This is a genomic window from Georgenia satyanarayanai (assembly GCF_009193135.1).
Taxonomy (GTDB): domain Bacteria; phylum Actinomycetota; class Actinomycetes; order Actinomycetales; family Actinomycetaceae; genus Oceanitalea; species Oceanitalea satyanarayanai.
Map to the genome: position 1 here is coordinate 54710 of NZ_VUKC01000013.1, position 20399 is coordinate 75108.

Annotated in this window: 15 protein-coding genes; 7 read left to right on the plus strand and 8 right to left on the minus strand. The window is 73.7% G+C overall.

The window, feature by feature from the left end; genetic code table 11:
- Positions 1 to 69: 69 nt before the first annotated feature.
- Positions 70 to 1533, plus strand: a complete 1464-nt coding sequence (locus GD632_RS12840; protein ID WP_152192605.1) for an NCS2 family permease — start codon at positions 70 to 72, stop codon at positions 1531 to 1533.
- Positions 1534 to 1729: 196 nt separating this feature from the next.
- On the opposite strand, the gene GD632_RS12845 is transcribed toward GD632_RS12840, so the two are convergent.
- Positions 1730 to 2941 carry a cobalamin-independent methionine synthase II family protein gene (locus tag GD632_RS12845; protein WP_193311475.1) on the minus strand — a complete coding sequence of 404 codons (1212 nt, stop codon included), beginning with the start codon at positions 2939 to 2941 and terminating at the stop codon, positions 1730 to 1732.
- Positions 2942 to 3120: 179 nt separating this feature from the next.
- Between GD632_RS12845 and GD632_RS12850 the strand changes: the two genes are divergently transcribed.
- Entirely contained in the window at positions 3121 to 3582 is a 462-nt protein-coding gene (locus GD632_RS12850) for a MarR family winged helix-turn-helix transcriptional regulator (RefSeq protein WP_152192607.1), read from the plus strand.
- The gene (locus GD632_RS12855) at positions 3579 to 4913 is read left to right on the plus strand and encodes an MFS transporter (RefSeq protein WP_152192608.1); all 1335 of its coding nucleotides are present in this window, start codon (positions 3579 to 3581) and stop codon (positions 4911 to 4913) included. The genes GD632_RS12850 and GD632_RS12855 overlap by 4 nt, the downstream gene beginning before the upstream one ends.
- 129 nt (positions 4914 to 5042) lie before the next feature.
- Here GD632_RS12855 and thiD read toward each other — a convergent pair whose 3' ends face one another.
- Both thiD and GD632_RS12865 read right to left on the minus strand, forming a co-directional pair.
- Entirely contained in the window at positions 5043 to 5843 is an 801-nt protein-coding gene (thiD, locus tag GD632_RS12860; protein ID WP_152192609.1) for a bifunctional hydroxymethylpyrimidine kinase/phosphomethylpyrimidine kinase, read from the minus strand.
- A 72-nt stretch (positions 5844 to 5915) separates the two neighbouring features.
- Complete coding sequence (locus tag GD632_RS12865) at positions 5916 to 7964, minus strand: purple acid phosphatase family protein (RefSeq protein WP_152192610.1); 2049 nt, start codon at positions 7962 to 7964, stop codon at positions 5916 to 5918.
- A 195-nt stretch (positions 7965 to 8159) separates the two neighbouring features.
- On the opposite strand from GD632_RS12865, the gene GD632_RS12870 reads away from it, so the two are divergent.
- Both GD632_RS12870 and GD632_RS12875 read left to right on the plus strand, forming a co-directional pair.
- A complete protein-coding gene (locus GD632_RS12870) occupies positions 8160 to 8744 on the plus strand; it encodes an alternate-type signal peptide domain-containing protein (protein WP_152192611.1) in 585 nt (194 codons plus the stop codon).
- A 46-nt stretch (positions 8745 to 8790) separates the two neighbouring features.
- Complete coding sequence (locus GD632_RS12875) at positions 8791 to 9708, plus strand: signal peptidase I (RefSeq protein ID WP_152192612.1); 918 nt, start codon at positions 8791 to 8793, stop codon at positions 9706 to 9708.
- Here the strand turns inward: GD632_RS12875 and GD632_RS12880 are convergent.
- Genes GD632_RS12880 through GD632_RS12890 form a run of 3 tightly spaced genes read right to left on the minus strand, consistent with a single transcriptional unit; the run spans position 9705 to position 12702 of the window.
- Positions 9705 to 10520: a heme ABC transporter ATP-binding protein gene (locus GD632_RS12880; RefSeq protein WP_152192613.1), complete on the minus strand. Its 816-nt coding sequence runs from the start codon at positions 10518 to 10520 to the stop codon at positions 9705 to 9707. The two genes, GD632_RS12875 and GD632_RS12880, sit on opposite strands and share 4 nt — an antisense overlap.
- Entirely contained in the window at positions 10517 to 11647 is a 1131-nt protein-coding gene (locus GD632_RS12885) for a FecCD family ABC transporter permease (RefSeq protein ID WP_152192614.1), read from the minus strand. The genes GD632_RS12880 and GD632_RS12885 overlap by 4 nt, the downstream gene beginning before the upstream one ends.
- Positions 11644 to 12702: a heme/hemin ABC transporter substrate-binding protein gene (locus tag GD632_RS12890; RefSeq protein WP_226924858.1), complete on the minus strand. Its 1059-nt coding sequence runs from the start codon at positions 12700 to 12702 to the stop codon at positions 11644 to 11646. Before GD632_RS12890 ends, GD632_RS12885 begins: the two co-directional genes overlap by 4 nt.
- Before the next feature lie 216 nt (positions 12703 to 12918).
- Between GD632_RS12890 and GD632_RS12895 the strand changes: the two genes are divergently transcribed.
- A complete protein-coding gene (locus GD632_RS12895; protein ID WP_152192616.1) occupies positions 12919 to 13713 on the plus strand; it encodes a hypothetical protein in 795 nt (264 codons plus the stop codon).
- An 11-nt stretch (positions 13714 to 13724) separates the two neighbouring features.
- Complete coding sequence (locus tag GD632_RS12900) at positions 13725 to 18389, plus strand: HtaA domain-containing protein (protein ID WP_152192617.1); 4665 nt, start codon at positions 13725 to 13727, stop codon at positions 18387 to 18389.
- A 63-nt stretch (positions 18390 to 18452) separates the two neighbouring features.
- Here GD632_RS12900 and GD632_RS12905 read toward each other — a convergent pair whose 3' ends face one another.
- Together GD632_RS12905 and serC are read right to left on the minus strand one after the other, a co-directional pair.
- Positions 18453 to 19106, minus strand: a complete 654-nt coding sequence (locus GD632_RS12905; protein WP_152192618.1) for a biliverdin-producing heme oxygenase — start codon at positions 19104 to 19106, stop codon at positions 18453 to 18455.
- A gap of 121 nt (positions 19107 to 19227) precedes the next feature.
- Positions 19228 to 20337: a phosphoserine transaminase gene (gene serC / locus GD632_RS12910; protein WP_193311476.1), complete on the minus strand. Its 1110-nt coding sequence runs from the start codon at positions 20335 to 20337 to the stop codon at positions 19228 to 19230.
- Positions 20338 to 20399 lie beyond the last annotated feature (62 nt).

Consider the following 20399-nt stretch of genomic DNA (forward strand, 5'->3'; position numbering starts at 1 on the left):
CGCCGTCGTCGCTGTCGAGGAGTGAGCACCCGCGACGCGGGTTCGCGCGGTTCTGGCACCATGCGGCCCATGTCCACACCGGCGCCGGCGCGCACGCAGAACCTCAGCTGGATCGACCGATACTTCCGCATCTCCGAGCGTGGCTCGACGATCGGGCAGGAGATCCGGGGAGGCATCGTCACCTTCTTCGCGATGTCCTACATCCTCGTCCTCAACCCCCTCATCCTCTCCACCCCCGACTCCACCGGCGCCTACCTCGGCGGCGGGACCGACGGGCCCAACTTCGCCGCGGTCGCGGCGGGCACCGCGCTCGTCGCGGGTCTCATGTCGATCCTCATGGGTTCGGTGGCGAAGTTCCCCCTCGCCGTCGCGGCGGGCCTCGGCATCAACGCCCTCCTCGCCTACACCGTCGTCGGCATGCCCGGGATGACGTGGGCCGACGCGATGGGCCTCATCGTCCTCGAGGGCATCCTCATCCTCGTGCTCGTCCTCACCGGTCTGCGCGAGGCGGTGTTCCGGGCCGTCCCGCAGCAGCTCAAGGTCGCGATCTCCGTCGGCATCGGCCTGTTCATCGCGCTCGTCGGGCTCGTCAACGCCGGCATCGTGCGCCCCGGCGGCACGCCCCTCCAGCTCGGTATCGACGGCTCGCTCGTCGGCTGGCCCGCCGTCGTCTTCGTCGTCGGCCTCTTCCTCATCATCGTCCTCATGGCGCGGGGCGTGCGCGGCGCGATGCTCATCGGCATCGTCACCGCCACCGTGCTCGCCGGCATCATCGAGGCCGTCGCGCACGTCGGGACGCAGGCCGAGGGCGCCCCCGGCGGGTGGGGGCTGACGGTCCCCGCGATCGAGGGCTCCGTCATCGCCACGCCGGACTTCGGCACGCTCGGCCAGTTCTCCCTCTTCGGGGCCTTCGGCAAGATCGGCGTCGTCGCGGCGCTGCTCCTCATCTTCTCGATCCTGCTCGCCGACTTCTTCGACACGATGGGCACGATGGTCGCCATCGGCGCCGAGGCCGACCTGCTCGACGAGGACGGCAACCCGCCCAGCACGCGACAGATCCTCGTCGTCGACTCGGTGGCCGCCGTCGCCGGTGGCGCCGCGGGCGTCTCGTCCAACACGAGCTTCATCGAGTCCGCCGCGGGTGTGGGCGACGGAGCGCGCACCGGTCTCGCCTCGGTGGTCACCGGCCTCGCGTTCCTGCTCGCGGTGTTCCTCGCGCCGCTCGCCGAGTTCGTCCCCTACGAGGCGGCGACGCCGGCGCTCGTCATCGTCGGCTTCCTCATGATGCAGCAGGTCACCGAGATCAGCTGGCGCGACATCGCGATCGCCATCCCGGCCTTCCTCACCATCGTCCTCATGCCCTTCGCCTACTCGATCACCGTGGGCATCGGCGCGGGCTTCGTCGCCTACGTCGTCCTCGCGGCGGCGCGCAAGGGCGGGGCCCGCACGGTGCACTGGCTCATGTGGGTGGTCGCGGCGCTCTTCGTCGTCTACTTCGCGCTCGGCCCGATCCAGCAGGTCCTCGACATCTGAGTCGTCCCTCCTCCCCACGGTGCGCCCCTCGCGCCGCTGTGCCCCGTGCCGGGCGCACGGCGGCCCGAGGGGCGCACATGCGTCACGGGCCGCCCGTCGCGACCCACGTCACGCCTGTGCGCCCGCCGGTGCCACCGTGCTGCCGGTAGACCGGGAGCGTGGTGGACCAGCGGGCGCACGGTGCGGCGAGGGGGCCTCAGCCCCAGAGGCGGTGGGTGGCGATCTCCGCGCCGGCCGCGAGGGTCTCGAGCTTGGCCCAGGCGATCTGCGGGTGGATCCGTCCGCCCAGCCCGCAGTCCGTGGAGGCGATGACGCGCTCGCGGCCCACTCCGGCGGCGAAGCGCTCGATGCGGTCGGCCACCAACTCGGGGTGCTCGACGACGTTCGTCGCGTGGGACACGACGCCGGGCAGGATCAGCTTGCCCTCGGGCAGCTCGACGTCCTGCCAGACCTTCCACTCGTGCTCGTGGCGCACGTTGCCCGCCTCGAAGGAGTAGGCGCCCGCGTTGATGTCGAGCATGGTCCGGACGATGTCGGCCATCGCGATGTCCGTGGTGTGCGGGCCGTGCCAGCTGCCCCAGCACAGGTGGAAACGGATGCGGTCCTCGGGCAGGTCACGCAGCGCGTAGTTGAGCGCCTCGACCCGCAGCCGGGTGAAGGCGACGTAGTCCTCGACGCTCGGCTCGGGAGTGATCTGGTCGAAGTTCTCCGCGATCGAGGGGTCGTCGATCTGCAGGACGAGCCCGGCGTCGATGATCGCGCGGTACTCCTCGCGCAGGACGTCGGCCCACGCCCAGACGAACTCCTCCTCGCTCGCGTAGTGGCGGTTGGTGATCCGCGAGGCGCTGCCGGGGGACAGGGCGGTGAGGAACCCCTCCTGCGCGCCGGTGCGCTCCAGCGCCGCACGGAGGTTGGCGATGTCGGCCGCGATCGCGTCCTGGCCGGTGTAGCTCAGCGGACCGGTGCACGAGGGGAAGGGGCTGGCCTTGGGGTCTCCGGTGAAGATGCCGGACGTCGGGTCGGCGTAGGCCTCGGCGAAGCGCGCGCGGTCGCGGCGCTGGAGGAAGCCGGTGAGACGGGTGTCCCCGGGCGCGGACTGGACGTCGGCGGTGGCCCAGGAGGCGTCGTCGATGATCTCCAGACCGCCGGTGCGCTGGAAGGAGTAGGACCACCACGCGCCGTAGTCGACCGGGGAGCTCATCGACTTGCCGTACTCGCCGTCGCCCACGACGTCGACGCCCGCGGCCACCTGCCGCTCGACGAGCGCGGTCACCTCCGTGGCGAGGAGCTCACCGAAGCCCTCCGGGCCCTCCCCGGCCTGCCGGGCCGCGTTGGCCTCGAGCAGGGCGTCGGTGCGCGGCAGGCTGCCGGCGTGGGTGGTGAGAATGCGGTCGGCGCTGGAACGCACGGGTACCTCCGGGTCGTGGACGGGCGCCCCCATGCTCGCACCCGGCCCGGGGAAGGGGCCCGCTGTCCGCGAGTCGGGCGCCGTCGTCCTCGCTGTCTTGGCAGACGAGAACGACGGGGTGGGTGACCTCACCGCCGCCACTCTTTCGTTCGCACAACTAACGATCTAGAATCGGTCGTATGACGAAATCCTCGCCCTCGACGCCGACGGCGAGCCGCACCCGCCAGCACCCCGACCTCGCCACGGAGCTGCGCGTGACGGTCCTGCGACTGTCCCGCAGGATCCGTTCCGCCGCCGTCGTGGGGGAGCTGAGCGAGGCCCAGTACTGCGTGCTCGCCGGCCTGACCCACCACGGACCCTCGACCCCACGCGCCCTCGCCGAGCGCGACGGCGTCCAGCCGCCGACCATGACCCGCACCATCGCCGCGCTCGAGTCGGCCGGTCTCGTCGCGCGCAGCGCCCACCCCACGGACGGGCGCCAGGTCCACATCGAGCTCACCGACGCGGGTGTCGCCGTCGTCGACGAGACCCGCCGCCGCCGGACGGAGTGGATGGAGGAGATGCTGCGCCACCTCACCGCCGAGGAGCGCGCCACCGTGGAGGAGGCCGTCGCGATCCTGCGGCAGGTGGCCGACGTATGAGGCCCACCTTTGACTCCCTGAAGTTCTTCAACTACCGGATGTGGTTCGCCGGTGCCCTCGTCGCGAACGTCGGCACGTGGATGCAGCGCGTGGCGCAGGACTGGCTCGTGCTCACCGTCCTGTCGGACGACTCCGGCCTGGCCGTCGGTATCGTCACCGGCCTGCAGTTCCTGCCGATGCTCCTGCTCAGCCCCTTCGGCGGCCTGCTCGCCGACCGTCTCCCGCGGCGCAAGCTCCTCATCGGCACCCAGACGGCGCTGGGCGTGCTCGCGGCCGGCCTCGGTGTGCTGGTGCTCAGTGGCCACGCGGAGCTGTGGCACGTCTACGTGTTCGCGCTCATGCTCGGCATCGTCACGGCCCTGGACAACCCGGTGCGCCAGACCTTCGTCGCCGAGATGGTCCCGCCCGCCAGCCTGCCCAACGCGGTGGGCCTCAACTCCGCGTCCTTCAACGCCGCCCGCCTCATCGGCCCGGGCATCTCCGGCCTGCTCATCGCCGTCGTCGGCCCGGGGTGGATCTTCATCATCAACGCGGTGAGCTTCGCCGCGACGATCCTCTCCCTCACGCTCATGCGCCGCCACGAGCTCAACGAGATGCCCCACACCTCACGGGGCAGGGGGCAGATCCGCGAGGGCCTGCGCTACGTGAGGGGGCGCAGCGACATCCTCACGATCATGGTGGTCGTCGGCGTCGTGGGTGCGCTGGGACTGAACTTCCAGCTCACCAGCGCCGTCATGGCTCGCGAGACCTTCGACAAGGGTGCCGGCGAGTACGGCGTGCTCGGCTCGATCATGGCGATCGGCTCGCTCGGCGGCGCCCTGCTCGCGGCCCGGCGCAAGCAGCCACGCGTGCGCCTCGTGCTCGGGGCCGCCTTCGCCTTCGGTGTCGCGTCCGGCCTCATGGCGATCATGCCGACCTACGAGCTGTACGCCCTCATGACCATCCCGGTGGGCTTCGCCTCGCTCACGATGATGACGGCCGCCAACGCCACCGTGCAGATGTCGACCGACCCCGTCATGCGCGGGCGCGTGATGAGCCTGTACATGATGGTGTTCCTCGGGACGACGCCGATCGGCGCGCCCTTCGTCGGCTGGGTGGCGGAGCACTTCGGCGCCCGCTGGTCCGTGGGGGTCGGGGCGATCTCCGCGATGCTCGTCTCGGTCGCCGCGGCGGTGTGGGTCAAGCGGCACTGGGAGGTCGAGGTGACCTACCGGCTGCGTCACCGCCCGCACCTGCGGATGGTCGGCCCCACCGAGCGCGCCCGCTCCCGCGAGGAGGCCAAGGCGAGGCTAGGGGCGAGCGACGCCCAAAACGCAACCGGCCTCGCCTGACCCCCGCCCCCGCCCCCGCCCCCGCCCCCGCCCCCCGAAACGTCGCAACTGGTGAGTCGTCCGACGCGGCAAGCGCTTGCTGCCGTCGTCGGACCCACCAATTGCGAAGTTGGGGGGCGGTGGGGGCGGTTAGGACTTGTGGGCGCCTTGCCAGACCGACGCGAAGGGGGTCCTGGCGCTGACTCTTGCGTGGATGCCCGCGGTCACCAGGGCCTTGGCGGTGCGGACGGCCTCGGGGACGGTGGCGCCCTTGGCGAGCTCGGCGGCGGTCGCGGCGGCGAGGGTGCAGCCGGCGCCGGAGACGCGCTCCCGGCCCACCTTGGGCTCGGACAGCACGGTCACCTCCTCACCGTCGAACAGGACGTCGACGGCGTCGTCCCCGGGCAGCTCGACCCCGCCCTTGGCGAGCACGTACCGCGGGCCGAGCGCGTGGATGCGGCGGGCGGCCTCGACGAGGTCCTCGACCGAGGTGATCTCGTCCATGCCGGACAGGGTGCGCGCCTCGAACATGTTCGGGGTGACGACGGTGGCCAGCGGCAGCACCTGCTCGCGCAGCGCGGTGTCGGTGTCGAGCGCCGCGCCGGGCTCCTGGCCCTTGCAGATGAGCACCGGGTCCAGGACGACGTGGCGCCACGGCTGCGCGCGCAGCGCGCGGGCGACGACGTCGATCGTCGCCGGCGTGCCGAGCATGCCGATCTTCACGACGTCGAGCTCGTGGGTGGAGGTCGCGGCCTCGATCTGGTCGGCGATCACCTGGGGGTCGACGGGCACGAAGCGGTGCGCCCAGTCGTTCTTCGGGTCGAAGGAGACGACGCAGGTGATCGTCCCGACCCCGTAGACGCCGAGCTGCTGGTACGTCCGGATGTCAGCCTGGATGCCTGCACCGCCGGTGGCCTCGGAACCGGCGATGACGAGGGCGAGCTGGGTCACGATCTGCTCCCGTGCGTGGGGACATGGACGCACCCAGCGTATGCCGCCGCGCGACGGAGGGGCACCTCCGTGTCAGGCTCGCGCGCGGTACCGCCGCAGGGCCAGCCCGGAGCCGAGGAGGGTGAGCGCCGCGAGGACGGCGACACCCACGGGCGCCCCGGTGCTCGGCAGGCGGCCGGAGTCCGGTGCCGCGGTCGGGCCGGGCCGGGGGGTCTCCTCGTCGACGGTCCCACCCGTGCCGTCGCCGGGGGTGGGTGACCCGGAGGGCTCGGGCGTGGGCGTCGGCTCGGGCTCCTCGGTCGGGTCCGGCGTGGGCGTCGGCTCGGGGTCCGGCGTGGGCTCGGGCTCGTCGGTCATGACCGTCCCGTCCTCCGCCAGGGCGAGGACGACCTCGTCGTCGTAGGTGCGCCGCTCCGTCCCGAGCAGGGACAGGTCCTCGTCGAGCAGTGGGAAGGAGTAGACGGGGGTGAGAGTCATCGTCGCCGCGACCCCCGGCTCCTCGCTGCGCTCGAGGTTGACCTCGAGGTGGCCGTAGTGCTTGCCGCCGTCGACGAGCCGCTCGCCGTCCCAGACCTCCGGCTCGGACTGGTCGGCCGACCAGACCCGGAAGGGGTTGTAGCCGAGCAGCGGCTCGGACAGCAGGTTGCCGTTCTCATGGCGCTCACCGCGCAGGCCGTCCCCGGCGACGCCGACGTCGTAGTAGTGGATGCCGCGGCCGTCGCCGTCGACGTCGACCCACGAGCGCTCGAACATCTCCGAGTGGCCCGAGATGACGGCGGCGACGCCGTACTCCTCGAGCATCTCGCTGTAGACCCTCATGGGCGTGCCGCCCTGCCCGGAGGACTCCGCGTGGTTCATCGGCAGCCCGTGCTCCCCGGAGGAGTACGGGGCGTGGTGGAACTGGACGACGACGACCTGGCCACGTTCGCGCGCGTCCGCGAGCTGCTCCTGCGCCCAGTCCCACTGGACCTCACCGGGGTTGTAGGGCGACAGGTCGGTCCCACCGCCCGCCTCGTAGGCGGTGGAGGTGTAGCTCGACTGGGTGTCCGCCCCCGGCCCGGTGTACTCGCGGCCGGTCAGGCGCTCCTCCTCGGGGTAGTTGTCCGGGTGGTCGTCGGGCAGGCCCTTGGTGGAGTCGAGGGTGAGCACGGTGAGCGGGCCGTAGTCGAGGCGGTGGTAGTTGCTCTGGTGCTCCGGGGTCCCGTTGGCGGGCGGCGTGAAGTAGCTGCGGTAGGACGCCCGGCCGTCGATGACGGCCGGGATGGTGTACCCGCCGTCGGAGGCCCCGTAGGGCTCCCAGTTGCCGAGGGAGGTGACGACCGGTCGGCTCTGGGCGGCCTGGCCGGCGTCGCCGCTGAGGTGGCGGAACCACTCGTCCCAGGCGGGCTGGAAGCCGCCGCCCTGGACGAGGTCACCGGCGAAGAGCATGAGGTCGGGGTCGCGCTCGGCGACGATCCTCATGTTGTGCGCGAAGCCCTCGTCCTCGGTGAGGGCGTAGCGCAGGATCCGCTCGCCCTGACGGTCCTCGGCGCCGAAGGTCTGCGCCCACCGGGAGTCGGTGGCCGAGGGCCGCTCGCTGCCCTCGGCGACGGCGCCGGGAACCCACTCGCGGTGGGTCGCCCGCCCCGCGGGCTCGGTCTCCGAGTCCGACATCGCGGTGAAGCGGATGTGGTCCCAGTCCTCCCGGGCGGGCGCCGTGGTCAGGCTGCTCCGGACCTCGGAGCCGCCCTGCCGCACGGTGTACTCGTACTCGGTGCCCGGCTCCAGGCCCTCGACGAGCACCTGGTGGCGGTAGTTGCGGCCCTCGCGGAACCAGTCCCCCCACTCGGGGTGGTCAACCGCCTGCTGCCTGTTGTTGTCGGTCCAGTCGAGGTGCTCCTGGAGCCGGGGCGTCGAGGCGACGGGCTCGCGGCCCGCCAGCTGCAGCTCCCCGGCCTCCTCCTCCCAGGAGAACCAGGTGACGAGCATCGAGCTCGTCGTCGGGTTCTGGAGGTAGGGCTGGACGCGGAAGTCGTCGGTGGCGGCGCTCGCGGGAACGCCGGCGAGGGCCGACACCGCGAGGGCGGCGACGGCGCCGAGGGCGCAGGTGCGGGCAAGGCGGGACGGTCGGACTGTGGCCATGGACACACATGGAAGCAGACGGAACCCACATCCACGCGTCGGGGCGGTGAACACCGGGTGTCGCGCGGTCGCCGCGGGAGATCTTGAGGGAGTCCTGAGGTGGCCAGGAGCGGAGCGCGCGGGTCCGCTGAGGTCGGCGCCGGAGAGTTGCCTCGGCGCCGGAGGGACCGGCGCCCAGCCCGAGAGGACACCACCATGGCCCGCAGCTCCACGACCACCTCCCGCTTCAGCTCGACCACGTGGAAGGCCGTCGCGGCCACCGCCGCCGGTGTCGTCCTGCTCGGTGCGGGCGGCGCGACCTTCGCCGAGTGGTCGGACGCCGAGGCCGCCGCGACCGACACCGCGATCACCTCCGGTGTCCTCGACCTCGCCGCCGGGGAGGGCCGCTGGACGAATGTCGTCGGCACCGACGTCACGGCTGCCGTCGCGGACGGCAGCTACCTCGTCGTCCCGGGCGACGCCCTCACCTACCGCGAGACGATGACCGTCGACGCCCGGGGTGACCTCCTGCGCGGCACCGTCGCCCACAACCTCACGGGCCTCACCGGGGACGCGGAGCTGCTCGCGCAGCTCGACGCGAACGCCACGATGAGCCTCAACGGCAGGGCCGTCGAGGGCGACTCCACGACCGTCGTCGCCGACGACGAGAAGCAGGACCTCGACGTCGCCGTCACCGTCACCTTCGACCGGAGCACCGCCGGCCTCGTCGGCCAGGGCAAGAGCGTCACGCTCGGCGGCCTCGACATCACCCTGACCCAGGCGCGCGTCACCGGCGAGTGACCTGGCTCGACCACCGACCACCACGAGCAGCGACCAGGAGACCCCGATGAGCACCGCCACCGCCACCCCCGCCCGGCACCGCGTCGAGCAGGCACCGCGCCGCCCCGGCGTCGTGCGCACGCTGTTCGCCCGCGTGCTGCCCGGCGTGCTGCTCGTGGCGCTGCTCGCCCTCCTCGGGGCGCTCATCCTCGTCCCCCGCCTCCTCGGCTGGGCCCCGCTCACCGTCCTCAGCGGCTCGATGGAGCCGACCATCCCGACCGGCAGCCAGATCGTCATCTCCCCGGTCACCGACGCCGGGTCGCTCGAGGTGGGTGACGTCGTCACCGTCATGCCCTACCCGGACGACCCCACCCTCGTCACGCACCGCATCGTCGAGCGGGCCGAGACCCCGGCGGGCCCGACCTTCACCACCCAGGGCGACGCGAACGACGTCGTCGACCCGTGGGAGGTCACCGAGACGCAGCTGCGCGGCGAGGTCCGCTACTGGGTGCCCGCCGCCGGCTACCTCGCCACCGCCCTGTCCGCCCACACCAAGGCGATCGGCACGGCCGTCGTCGCCGCCGCCCTGTTCGGCTACGCCGCCCTGCAGGTCGTGCGGGCCGGGCGGGAGCGCCGCGACGAGGACGTCGTCGGCGGCTCCGTCGTCGACCACGAGCGTCTCACCCGCCTGGAGGACGAGGTCGGCCACGAGGCCGCCGCCGGGATGGTCGAGCGCTTCGTCGACCTGCTCCCCTCCCGCGTGGCCCGCCTCCACGAGGCCGTCACGGCCGGGGAGGCCCCCGAGCTGCGCGACGCCTCCCTCAGCCTGGGCGGCACGGCGTCGATGCTCGGTGCCGACCGCCTCGCCGACATCGCGGCCGCCTGCCGGGCCGCGGAGGCCGCCCAGGCCCGCGAGCTGCTCACCGAGCTCGACCGGCTCGCCGACGCCACCGGGCGCGAGCTCGTCGCCGCCCAGCAGGTCTAGCGCCGGGCGAGGATGATCGGCGCCGCCGTGCGCGGGTGCGGCAGCACCTCCACGGCGTGCTGGTAGACGCCCGAGAGCAGGTCCGGCCGGAGCACCTCGCCCGGCGCACCGACCGCGGCCACCCGACCGCGGTCGAGCACGGCCACCCGGTCGGCGTAGCCCGCCGCCAGGTTGAGGTCGTGGAGGACGACGACGACGGCGTCGCCCGCCGCCGCCCGGTCCCTCGCCAGGCCCAGGACGAGCTCTTGGTGGTGGAGGTCGAGCGCGGCGGTCGGCTCGTCGAGGAGGACGACGCCCGCGGACTGGGCGAGCACGCGGGCCAGCGAGACGCGGGCCTGCTCGCCGCCGGACAGCGAGCTGAAGGTGCGCCCGGCGAGGGACGTCGTCTCGGTCAGCTCCATCGCGCGGGCGACGGCGGCGTCGTCGTCGTCCTCCCGCGGGGTGTGCGACCACGGGGAGCGACCCATCCCCACCACCTGCCGGCAGGTGAAGGGGAACGTGAGGGTGACCCGCTGGACGAGGACGGCGCGGCGCATGGCCGCCTCCGTCGTCGACCACTGCGCGAGCGGACGGCCCGCGAGCGTGACGGCGCCACCGGCGGGGACGTCGCCGCTGAGCACGCCGAGCAGCGTCGACTTGCCGGCACCGTTGGGGCCGACGAGGGCGACGACCTCGCCCGCGTGGACGTCGAGGCTCACGTCGTCGAGGATCGTCGCGCCGCCGAGGACGACGCGGGCGCCGGCGACGGCGAGGGCGACCTCGCCCCGCTCCAGCGGCTCGGGCAGGCGCGGGCGGCGCGGCAGCAGCCTCATGCCCAGCCTCCCTGGGTGCTGCGCATGCGGCGCATGAGCCACAGGAAGAACGGTCCGCCGACCACCGAGGTGAGCATGCCGAGAGGAAGGTCGGCGAAGGGCACGGCGGTGCGCGCGACGAGGTCCGCGACCGTGAGGAGGAGCGCGCCACCGAGGGCGCTGGCCGGCAGCAGCAGCCGGTGGCCCGGCCCCGCGACGAGCCGCACGAGGTGCGGGACGACGAGCCCGACGAAGGCGATGACGCCGGCGAAGGCGACACCCGCCCCGACGAGGAGCGCGATGACGACGATCGCCACGACCCGCAGCCGCTCGACGTTGACCCCGAGGTGCCGCGCCGAGCGGTCCCCGAGGGAGAGCAGGTCGAGCTGCCGCGCGAGGAGCAGCGAGACGACGATGCCGACGGCGACGAAGGGCGTGACGACGGCGACGGCCTGCCAGCGGGCGCCGTTGAGGCTCCCGAGCTGCCAGAAGACGATCTGCTCCCGGGCGGTCGGGCTGGCGATGAAGGTGTTGAAGGCGACGATGGCCGAGGCGATCGCGGTGACGGCCACACCGGTGAGGATGAGGGTGATGGCCTCGGTGCGCCCGCCGGAGCGGGACAGGGAGTAGACGAGGAGGGTGGTGACCAGGGCGGCGAGGAAGGCCGCGAGGGGCACCGTCCACGTGCCGAGGACGTCGAGCCCGGTGACGATCGCGAGGCTCGCACCGACGGCCGCGCCGGGGGAGACGCCGATGATCGCCGGCTCGGCCAGCGGGTTGCCGAAGACGCCCTGCATGAGAGCGCCGGCCACCGCGAGCGCCGCCCCGACGACGACGGCGAGCGCGATGCGCGGGAAGCGCACCTGCCACAGCGCGGCGTCACCCTGCGGGTGACGCGGGGCGGTGACGGAGTCGAGCGGGAGGTCCACGTGCAGGCCGATGCCGCCGAGGACCCACTCGAGGGCACCGTCGAGCCGGTGGAGCACCGACCCGGCGACCTCGCCCGGCGGGATGGCGAGCTGTCCGGCCCCGGCCGCGACGACGCACACGGCCGCGAGCGCGAGGGCGGTCCCGGTGAGCAGCCACCAGCCCCGGCCACGCCGCGCGGGAGCGGCGGCGGCGGCGGGCGCGGTGAGGACCGTGCTCACTCGTAGACCGCCTCGGCCAGGGCGGTGACGACCCGGCCGGTGCGCGGTCCGAAGCTGAGGAGCACGGTGTCGTCCATGTCGACGACGCGGCCGTCGGCCACCGCCTCCGTCTGGGCCAGGCCCGGGACGAGCGAGAGGCCCTCGGGGCCGCCCACGGACTCCAGGCCGGCACTCATGAGGAGGAGGACGTCGGGCTGGACACTGATCAGGGTCTCGGCGCTGATCTGGGTGAAGGGCTGCTCCAGGCCCACCTCGGTGCCGACGTCGCGGGCGCCGATGGCACGGATGAGGGAGTCGGCGCCGGAACCCGGCCCGCCGAGGAGCTGGACCATGCCGCCGCGCAGGTAGAGGAAGGCGACGGCGGGGGCCTGGGCGCCGGTCGGGGCGCCGTCGAGCGCGGCGGTGATCTCCTGCTGGGTGCGCGCGAGGAGCTCCTCGCCGGCGTCGGGCACGCCGAGCGCCCCCGCGACCGCGCGGATATGGGTCGGGATCGTGTCCATCGACCGGGTGTCGTCGAAGAAGATCACCGGGATGCCGGCGTCGCGCAGCTGGAGCTGGACGTCGGTGGGACCGATGGTCGCGTCGGTGAGGACGACGCTCGGGTCGAGCGCGAGGATCGCCTCGGCGTTGAGGTCGTGCGCACCGGGCGTGACGACGGGCAGGTCGGCCGCCTCGGGGAAGCCGGTGGAGGTGTCGCGCCCGATGACGCTGTCCCCGAGCCCGAGGGAGAAGACGATCTCGGCGAGCGTGCCGTAGAGGTCGACGGCGAGGATCCGGCTCGTGTCCGTCACCTCGACGACGGCGCCGTCGCAGGACTCGACGGTGACGGGCAGCCGCGGGGCGGTCTGCGTGGACACCGGGTCGATGGTGTCGTCGGCCACGACGGCGGTGGTCGGCTCCGTGAGCAGGCTCGCCTCACCGCTGCCGGTGCGCTCGGGCAGCGGCTCGCCGTCGTGGTCGTGGGTGACGGCAAAGCCCTCGACCGGGTCGCCGCACGCCGGGACCGTCCCGCCGGCGGGCGCCGCGCTCGCCGGCGGCCCTGTGACCTCGCTCACGGGTGTCCCCCCGGTCGGCTGCCCCCCGCAGGCCGTCAAAACCAGTGCGGCGGCGGCAACGGCGAGCGCGAGGCGCGCGGGAAGGCGAGTCATGTGGTTCCTCGGGAAGGCGTGTGGCACGGCTGCGGTGAAGCGCTGGTGGACAATTTACGTGACGCACCCGTAGCGTAATCGCTCGTTAGGCTTACCTAACCAGAGTGTGCCATGAGGAGAGAGATGTCACGGACCCCTGAACGTGCTGGCCACGGCCGGACCAAGGGCCGCGCACGCGGCCGTCTGCTTGCCGTGCTGACTGCCGGCGTCGCCCTCGTCGGAGGCCTGTTCGTCGCCTCGCCGGCCGTCGCCGCCACCGCCAGCGGCCCCGACGGCCAGCAGGTGTCCGCGGAGCCCGCGAGCGGCCTGGATCCGAACGGTCAGCGGGTCACCGTGCGCGGTTCCGGGTTCGACACGTCCAAGGGCGTCTACGTCGCGCTGTGCGTGGACAACGGCGCCGGCCGGGCGCCCGGGCCCTGCCTCGGCGGCGTCGACATGGAGGGCGCCGGCGGCGCCTCGGCGTGGATCTCCTCCAACCCGCCCGCCTACGGCGAGGGGCTTGCCCAGCCCTTCACCGAGTCCGGGGGGCGCGGTTCCTTCTCCGTGACCCTCACCGTGTCCGCCGCCGACTCCTTCACCGACTGCCTCGACACTGCCGTCGCCCCCAACGGCTGCGTCATCGGCACGCGCGCTGACCACACGCGCGGCGGTGACCGCTCCGCCGACGTCCGCATCCCGGTGACCTTCGCCACGGGTGGCGCGGACGCGGGCGACGACGGCGCCTCGGGTGCCGGTGACGACGGCGCCTCGGGCGCCGGCGACGCGTCCGGCTCGGGCGGCGGCGGCGCCGCCGGGGCCGGCTCCGACGGCCCCCTCGCCACCACCGGCGTCACGGTCGGCATCGTCGCCGGCACCGCCGCGCTCCTCCTCGCCGCGGGTGTCGCGGCACTCCGCCTCCGTCGTCGTCACTCCGCCTAGACAGGACCCTGATGAGCACCACGACCTGGCGCGCCCGCGCGCGCCGCACCCTTGCCGCCGTCACGACGACGGCGCTCGCCGCCGGCGCCGTCGTCGTCGGCACCGGGACGACGGCGCTCGCCGCCGAGCCCGCCGCGACCGTCGAGTCCGGCAGCGCCCAGTGGGGCGTCAAGGAGTCCTTCCGCCGGTACGTCCAGTCCCCGATCGCCCACGGCTCGGTGACCCCCGTCGCGCCGGCCACGCAGCTCGACGACGGCCGCCTCGGCTTCGTCGCGGACAGTGGCACCGTCGAGGGCACGACGGCGCGGATCGACCTCGCCGGCGGCGTCTCCTTCGCCGGCCACGACTCGGGCGAGGGCCCGGTCCTCGAGGTCCACCTCTCCGACGTCCGGGTGGTCATCGACGGTGACGCCGGCTCGTTGGTCGCGGACGTCACCTCCCGTGCGTTCGTGGACACGACGACCCTCGGTGAGCTCGTCGAGTACCCGGGCGTCGAGGTCGGCGCGATCGACCTCAGCGCCACGCCGCTGACCGTCACGGACGGAGTTGCCTCCCTCGTGGACGCTCCCGTCACGCTCACCGCGGACGGCGTTCCCGCGTTCGCCGGCTTCTACGAGGCCGGTGACGCGCTCGACCCGCTGAGCTTCAGCGTCGAGCTCGCGCCCACCACCGTGGCCCCGCAGGTCACGCTCCAGCCGCAGGACGTCTCGGTCGACCAGGGTGGCGACGCCGTCTTCAGCGCCGCGGCCACCGGCACGCCCGAGCCCACGGTCCAGTGGCAGACCCGCCCCGGCGGGGACACCGAGTGGCAGGACGTCGCGGACGCGACCGCCGCCGACCTCACCCTGCCCGCCGTCACCCGGGGGCAGGACGGCACGCAGGTGCGCGCCGTGTTCAGCAACGGCACCGAGCCGGACGCCGTCTCCGAGACCGCCACCCTCACGGTTGCCGCCACACCCGTGGAGCCAGAGGAGCCGACGGGGTGGGAGCCGGCGATCGAGGTCTTCGCCGCCGACGGCGTCACCCCCGTCGGTGACGCCCAGCTGACCGACGGGGACACCGTCGTCGTCAGGGGCACGGGCTTCGACCCGGCCGCGAACGTCGGTGGTCGGGGCGTGCCGATCCCGAGCACGCTGCCGCAGGGCACCTACGTCGTGCTCGGCAAGTTCGCCGAGCGGTGGCAGCCCTCGCAGGACGCACCGTCCTCCGCGCGCGTGGTCGGCGCCCAGAAGTGGGCGCTGGCCGAGGGCGTGCTGGACCAGGTGCCGGCGAGCTTCCAGGACGCGATCCGCCGCCAGTGGGTGAACATCGCCGAGGACGGCTCCTTCACCGCCGAGCTCACGGTCACCGAGCCGGCGGCCGGCTGGCCCGAGGACGGCGCGTTCGGTGTCTACACCTACGCCGCGGGCGGCGTGACGAACCCCGCCCAGGAGCTGTCGGTGCCGCTCACCGTCGTCGAGGAGCCCACCGAGCCGGAGCAGCCCGTGGAGTGGACCCCGGCGATCGAGGTCCTCGCCGCCGACGGCGTCACACCGGTCGGCGACGCCCCGCTCACCTACGGGGACACAATCGTCGTCAGGGGCACGGGCTTCGACCCGGCCGGGAACGTCGGTGGGCGCGGCGTGCCGATCCCGAGCACCCTGCCGCAGGGCACCTACGTCGTCTTCGGGAGCTTCACCGACCAGTGGCGTCCCTCGCAGGACGCGCCGAGCTCCAACCGGGTGATCGGCGCTCAGAAGTGGGCACTGGCCGAGGGTGTGCTGGACCAGGTCCCGCCGAGCTTCCAGGGAGCGATCCGCGGCCAGTGGGTCGACATCGCGGAGGACGGCTCCTTCACGGCCGAGCTGACCCTGGGCGGCCTGGGCAAGGCATGGCCCCAGGACGGCACCTTCGGCGTCTACACCTATGGCGCCGGCGGCGTGAAGAACCCCGCCCAGGAGCTCAGCGCCCCGCTCAACTTCCTGCCCGGGCCGCAGATCGAGGTCCTCACGGCCGCGGGCACGCCCGTCGGTGACTCGCAGCTGGTCGAGGGAGACACGGTCGTCGTCAAGGGCACCGGGTTCGACCCGGCCGGCAACGTCGGTGGTCGGGGCGTGCCGATCCCGAGCACGCTGCCGCAGGGCACGTACGTCGTGCTCGGCAAGTTCGCCGAGCAGTGGCAGCCCTCGCTGGACGCGCCGTCCTCGGCGCGGGCGGTCGGCGACCAGCGCTGGGCGCTGGCCGAGGACGTGCTGGACCAGGTGCCGGCGAGCTTCCAGGGGGCGATCCGTCAGCAGTGGGTCGACATCGCCGAGGACGGCTCCTTCACCGCCGAGCTCACGGTCACCGAGCCGGCGGCCGGCTGGCCCGAGGACGGCGCGTTCGGTGTCTACACCTATGCCGCGGGCGGCGTGAAGAACCCCGCCCAGGAGCTGTCGGTGCCGCTCACCGTCGTCGAGGAGCGCGCCCCTCGGCTCGCGGTCACGCCCACCGAGGACCTCGCCGTCGGCACGGTGGTCTCCGTCGAGGGCACGGGCTACGCCCCGAACCGCACCATCTCCGTCGCCTTCACCCCCAACGAGGTGAAGAACGAGGAGTTCGGCTGGCCCGAGGGGTGGTTGCAGCACGAGACGGTCGAGACCGACGCGCTCGGCAGCTTCAGCCACGAGGTCACCGTCCACGGCTGGGTCACCGGCACCGGCGACGACTGCAGCGTGGTCCAGTGCTTCGTTGCGACGTTCAGCTCCGCGCAGCTCGCGGACGCCACGCCCGTCGACCACCGCGCCGACCGCAGCCAGGACGTCTTCGTCCCGGTCACCTTCGTCGGCGGCACCGCCGAGCCGACCCCGGAGCCCGGGGAGCCGACCGTCGTCGCGAACCCCGGCCAGGTCGAGCAGGGCGGCACCGTGGACATCAGCGGCAGCAACCTGCCGGCCGGTGACGTCACGGTCCAGGTCGCGCCGCGCACCTCCCCGGCCACGGGGCACCTCGACTGGGGGGTCAAGGAGTCCTTCCGCTCCTACGTCGCCAGCCCCATCGCGCACGGCGAGATCACGACAGGTGACGGCGTCACGGTGAACGACGACGGGACCTTCCGGTTCCGGGTGACGTCCGCGTCGCAGGACCCGGCCGCGGGGACGTCGCTGGTGAGCTTCGCCGGCAGCGTCCGCTTCGAGGGGCACGAGATCGACGGTGTCCCCGCCCTCGACATCCGCCTCGAGAACCTGCGGGTCCAGGTCACCCCCGAGTCCGCCGTCCTCGTCGCCGACGCGACCTCCCGCGAGTTCGCCGGCACGACGAGCACCGGTGAGCCCGTCGAGTACCCCGGCGTCGTCCTCGCCACCCTCGACCCCGAGGCGTTCGCCGTCGAGGGGGACACACTCCGCGCGTCGGGCGCCGCGGCCACCCTGACGGCCGCGGGCGAGCCCGCGTTCGGGACCTTCTACGACGCCGGTGAGGAGCTGGACCCGGTGAGCGTCGAGGTCACCGTCGGTGGCACCGTGCCCGCCGCCCTGGCGCTCGTCACCGAGGAACCGATCGAGATCGCCGTCCTCCCGGTCGGCGAGGACGGGCTCCTCGACACGTCGTGGACCGTCCCGCAGACCTTCCCGGTGGGTGGCTACGCCGTCGTCCTGCGCGACGACGCCGGTGCGGTGCTCGCGAGCGACGCCCTCACCGTCGTCGCCGCGGTGCCGGGTGAGCCCGGTGAGCCGGGCGGGCCCGGGGTGCCCGCCCCGGAGCCCGAGCCCACGCGCGGGACCGTCGTCGTCGACCCCGACCCGGTGACCCGCGGCACCACCGCCACGCTCACCGGCAGCGGCCTGGAGCCCGGCACCCGCGTGGGCGCCGTCATCGACGCCGCCGGCGCCCCCGGCAGCCTCGAGTGGGGCGTCAAGGAGTCCTTCCGCTCCTACATCACCGGCGCCATCGCCCACGGCTCGGTGACCGTCACGGCACCCGCCGCCGAGACCGGGGACGGCTTCGTCTTCGGTGACGGCCGGGGCAACGGGGACGCGAGCGACGGCACCGCCCACTTCGGCGGTCAGGTCACCTTCGCGGGCCACGAGATCGGCGGGATCACCCGGCTGCAGATGACGATCACCGACCCGTCCGTCGTCATCGAGGGCGGCGCGGGCTACCTCGTCGCGGACGTCACCAGCCGCTCGCTCGAGGGAGTCGACGTGGTCGACTACCCGCGCGTCCGGCTCGCCGAGCTCGACCTCGACGGCGTCCGGGTGGCCGACGGTCGTCTCGTCGGCACCGACGTGCCCGCGACGCTGACCGCCGAGGGGGTGCCCGCCTTCGCCGACTTCTACGAGGCCGGTGACGCGCTCGACCCGCTCACCTTCAGCGTCCCGGTCGCGGAGGGCCAGCTCGACCTCAGCGAGCTCGACGTCGCCGAGGCGGTCGTCGGGCAGGACGGCACGGTCGAGCTCACCTGGACCGCGCCCGCGGACATCGCCCTCGGCTCGCACCGCGTCGACCTCGTGACCGACGGGAAGTCCGTCGCGGACACGACCTTCACGGTCGTCGCCGTCGCGGGCCCCGGGGACGACGACGGCGCGGGCACCGGCACCGCCGCCCGGGGCGGGGGCGACCTCGCCCAGACGGGCGCCGACGTCGCGGCCCTGGCAGCCCTGGCCGCCGCCGTCGTGCTCGCCGGCGCGGTCATCGCCACCCGCCGCCAGCGGGCCTGACGGACCCGAGCACGACGAAGCCCCGCGTGGACGACCACGCGGGGCTACGTCGTCGGCACGGTCCTAGGCGGAGTGCCGCTCGCCGAGGGCGGCGAAGAGGGCGGTGCTCAGCTCGAAGGCGACGTTCGCCTCGTCCACGGCCGTCTCCGTCTCGAGGGCGCTGAGGTCGAGGGCGTCGAGCTGGGAGCGGTACTCGTCCTTGAAGACCTTCGGCTTGGCGATCCCGGCGAAGGTGTAGAAGGCCACGCCCTCCTCGCCCAGGCCGTAGTGGCGCTGGACGAGCCGCTTGATGGCCTGGCCGCCGGAGAGGTCGCCGAGGTAGCGGGTGTAGGCGTGCGCGGCGTAGCGCGGCAGGTCCCCGGCGACCTGCGCGATGCGCTCGGCGTAGGCGCGGGCCGCGGGGAGCACCTCGATGCGCTCGCGCCAGTCCTGCCCGTAGAGGTAGGCGAGATCGGCCTCGATGGAGGGGGCGCGGGTGAGGTCGGCGAAGACGAGGGTGGCGCCGCGCGGGGCGCCGACGAGCTCGGCGCTGGCGGCCTCGAGCGCGACGTAGATGCCGTGCTGCTGGGCGGCGAGGTCCGCGTAGGCGGCCCGGTCGAGGCGCCCGTGCATGAGGTCGGTGATGAAGGGGACGGACTCCGCACGCTCGTGAGCGGCACGCGTGCGCTCACGGAGCTGGGCGGAGAGCGGGGCAGTGGCGATGGCGGGCGCGCTCATGGGGGCTCCTTCGATGGTCGCGCGGTGAGGTGAGCCTTACCTTAGCGGAGTTTCGTGACGCTCATGTTGCGCAATTCGTCTGATGAAGGTAGTGCGCGGTGGCGTGCGACCGGTCAGGGCGTCAGAGGGCGGCGACGACGTGGTCGACGCATGCGGTCAGCGCGCGCACGTCGTCCGGGTCGACGGCGGGGAACATGCCCACGCGCAGCTGGTTGCGGCCGAGCTTGCGGTAGGGCTCCACGTCGACGACGCCGTTCTCCCGCAGCACCGTGGCGACCCGCGCGGCGTCCACCTGCTCCGCGAGGTCGATCGTGCCGACGACGGGGGAGCGGTGCTCGGGCGCCGTGACGAAGGGGGTGGCCCAGTCCCGCTCGGCGGCCCAGCCGTAGAGGATCTCGGCCGACTCCGCGCTCCGGCCGGCGGCCCACTCGAGCCCGCCCTGGTCGCGCATCCAGTCGAGCTGCTCGGCCATGAGCACCAGTGTCGCGATCGCCGGGGTGTTGAGCGTCTGGTCCTTGCGCGAGCTCTCGACAGCCGCTGGGAGCGAGAGGAACTCAGGGACCCAGCGGCCGGTCGCCGCCACCTCCTCCACCCGGGCCAGGGCCGCGGGGGACATGACGGCGAACCACAGCCCGCCGTCGGAGCCGAAGCTCTTCTGCGGGGCGAAGTAGTAGACGTCGGTCCGGCTCAGGTCGACCCGGACCCCGCCGGCGGCGGAGGTGGCGTCGACGCAGACGAGCGCGCCGTCGTCGGGCACCCGCTCGACGGGGGCGACGACGCCGGTGGAGGTCTCGTTCTGCGGCCACGCGTACAGGTCGACGCCCTCGACGGGGCTGAGGGAGGCGAGCGTGCCGGGCTCCGCGGTCACGACGTGCGGGTCGGCGAGGAAGGGGGCGCGGCGGGTGACGGTGGCGAACTTGGCGCCGAACTCCCCGAAGCTCGCGTGCGCGGAGCGCTCGCGGACGAGGCCGAGGCTGGCGGCGTCCCAGAAGGCGCTCGAGCCGCCGTTGCCGAGGATCACCTCGTAGCCGTCCGGCGCCCCGAGCAGGTCGGCCACACCCTCGCGGACCCGGCCGACGAGCGAGCGCACCGGGGCCTGCCGGTGGGAGGTGCCCAGCAGCGTCTCGCCCACGGCGGCGAGCGCCGCGACGTGGGAGGGGCGGACCTTGCTCGGACCGCAGCCGAAGCGGCCGTCCGCGGGCAGGAGCTCGGCGGGGATCTGGATCGTCATGCCCAGATCCTCCCACCGCGCGCCCCGGCACCGCCGCCGTCGTCCACCCCACCCCCACCCCC

Excerpts from the sequence above, each read along its gene's own strand:
- GD632_RS12840 (WP_152192605.1), top strand. The coding sequence starts at position 70 with ATGTCCACACCGGCGCCGGCGCGCACGCAGAACCTCAGCTGGATCGAC.
- GD632_RS12850 (WP_152192607.1), top strand. The coding sequence starts at position 3,121 with ATGACGAAATCCTCGCCCTCGACGCCGACGGCGAGCCGCACCCGCCAG.
- GD632_RS12855 (WP_152192608.1), top strand. The coding sequence starts at position 3,579 with ATGAGGCCCACCTTTGACTCCCTGAAGTTCTTCAACTACCGGATGTGG.
- GD632_RS12865 (WP_152192610.1), bottom strand. The coding sequence starts at position 7,964 with ATGGCCACAGTCCGACCGTCCCGCCTTGCCCGCACCTGCGCCCTCGGC.
- GD632_RS12870 (WP_152192611.1), top strand. The coding sequence starts at position 8,160 with ATGGCCCGCAGCTCCACGACCACCTCCCGCTTCAGCTCGACCACGTGG.
- GD632_RS12875 (WP_152192612.1), top strand. The coding sequence starts at position 8,791 with ATGAGCACCGCCACCGCCACCCCCGCCCGGCACCGCGTCGAGCAGGCA.
- GD632_RS12880 (WP_152192613.1), bottom strand. The coding sequence starts at position 10,520 with ATGAGGCTGCTGCCGCGCCGCCCGCGCCTGCCCGAGCCGCTGGAGCGG.
- GD632_RS12895 (WP_152192616.1), top strand. The coding sequence starts at position 12,919 with ATGTCACGGACCCCTGAACGTGCTGGCCACGGCCGGACCAAGGGCCGC.
- GD632_RS12900 (WP_152192617.1), top strand. The coding sequence starts at position 13,725 with ATGAGCACCACGACCTGGCGCGCCCGCGCGCGCCGCACCCTTGCCGCC.
- GD632_RS12905 (WP_152192618.1), bottom strand. The coding sequence starts at position 19,106 with ATGAGCGCGCCCGCCATCGCCACTGCCCCGCTCTCCGCCCAGCTCCGT.
- serC (WP_193311476.1), bottom strand. The coding sequence starts at position 20,337 with ATGACGATCCAGATCCCCGCCGAGCTCCTGCCCGCGGACGGCCGCTTC.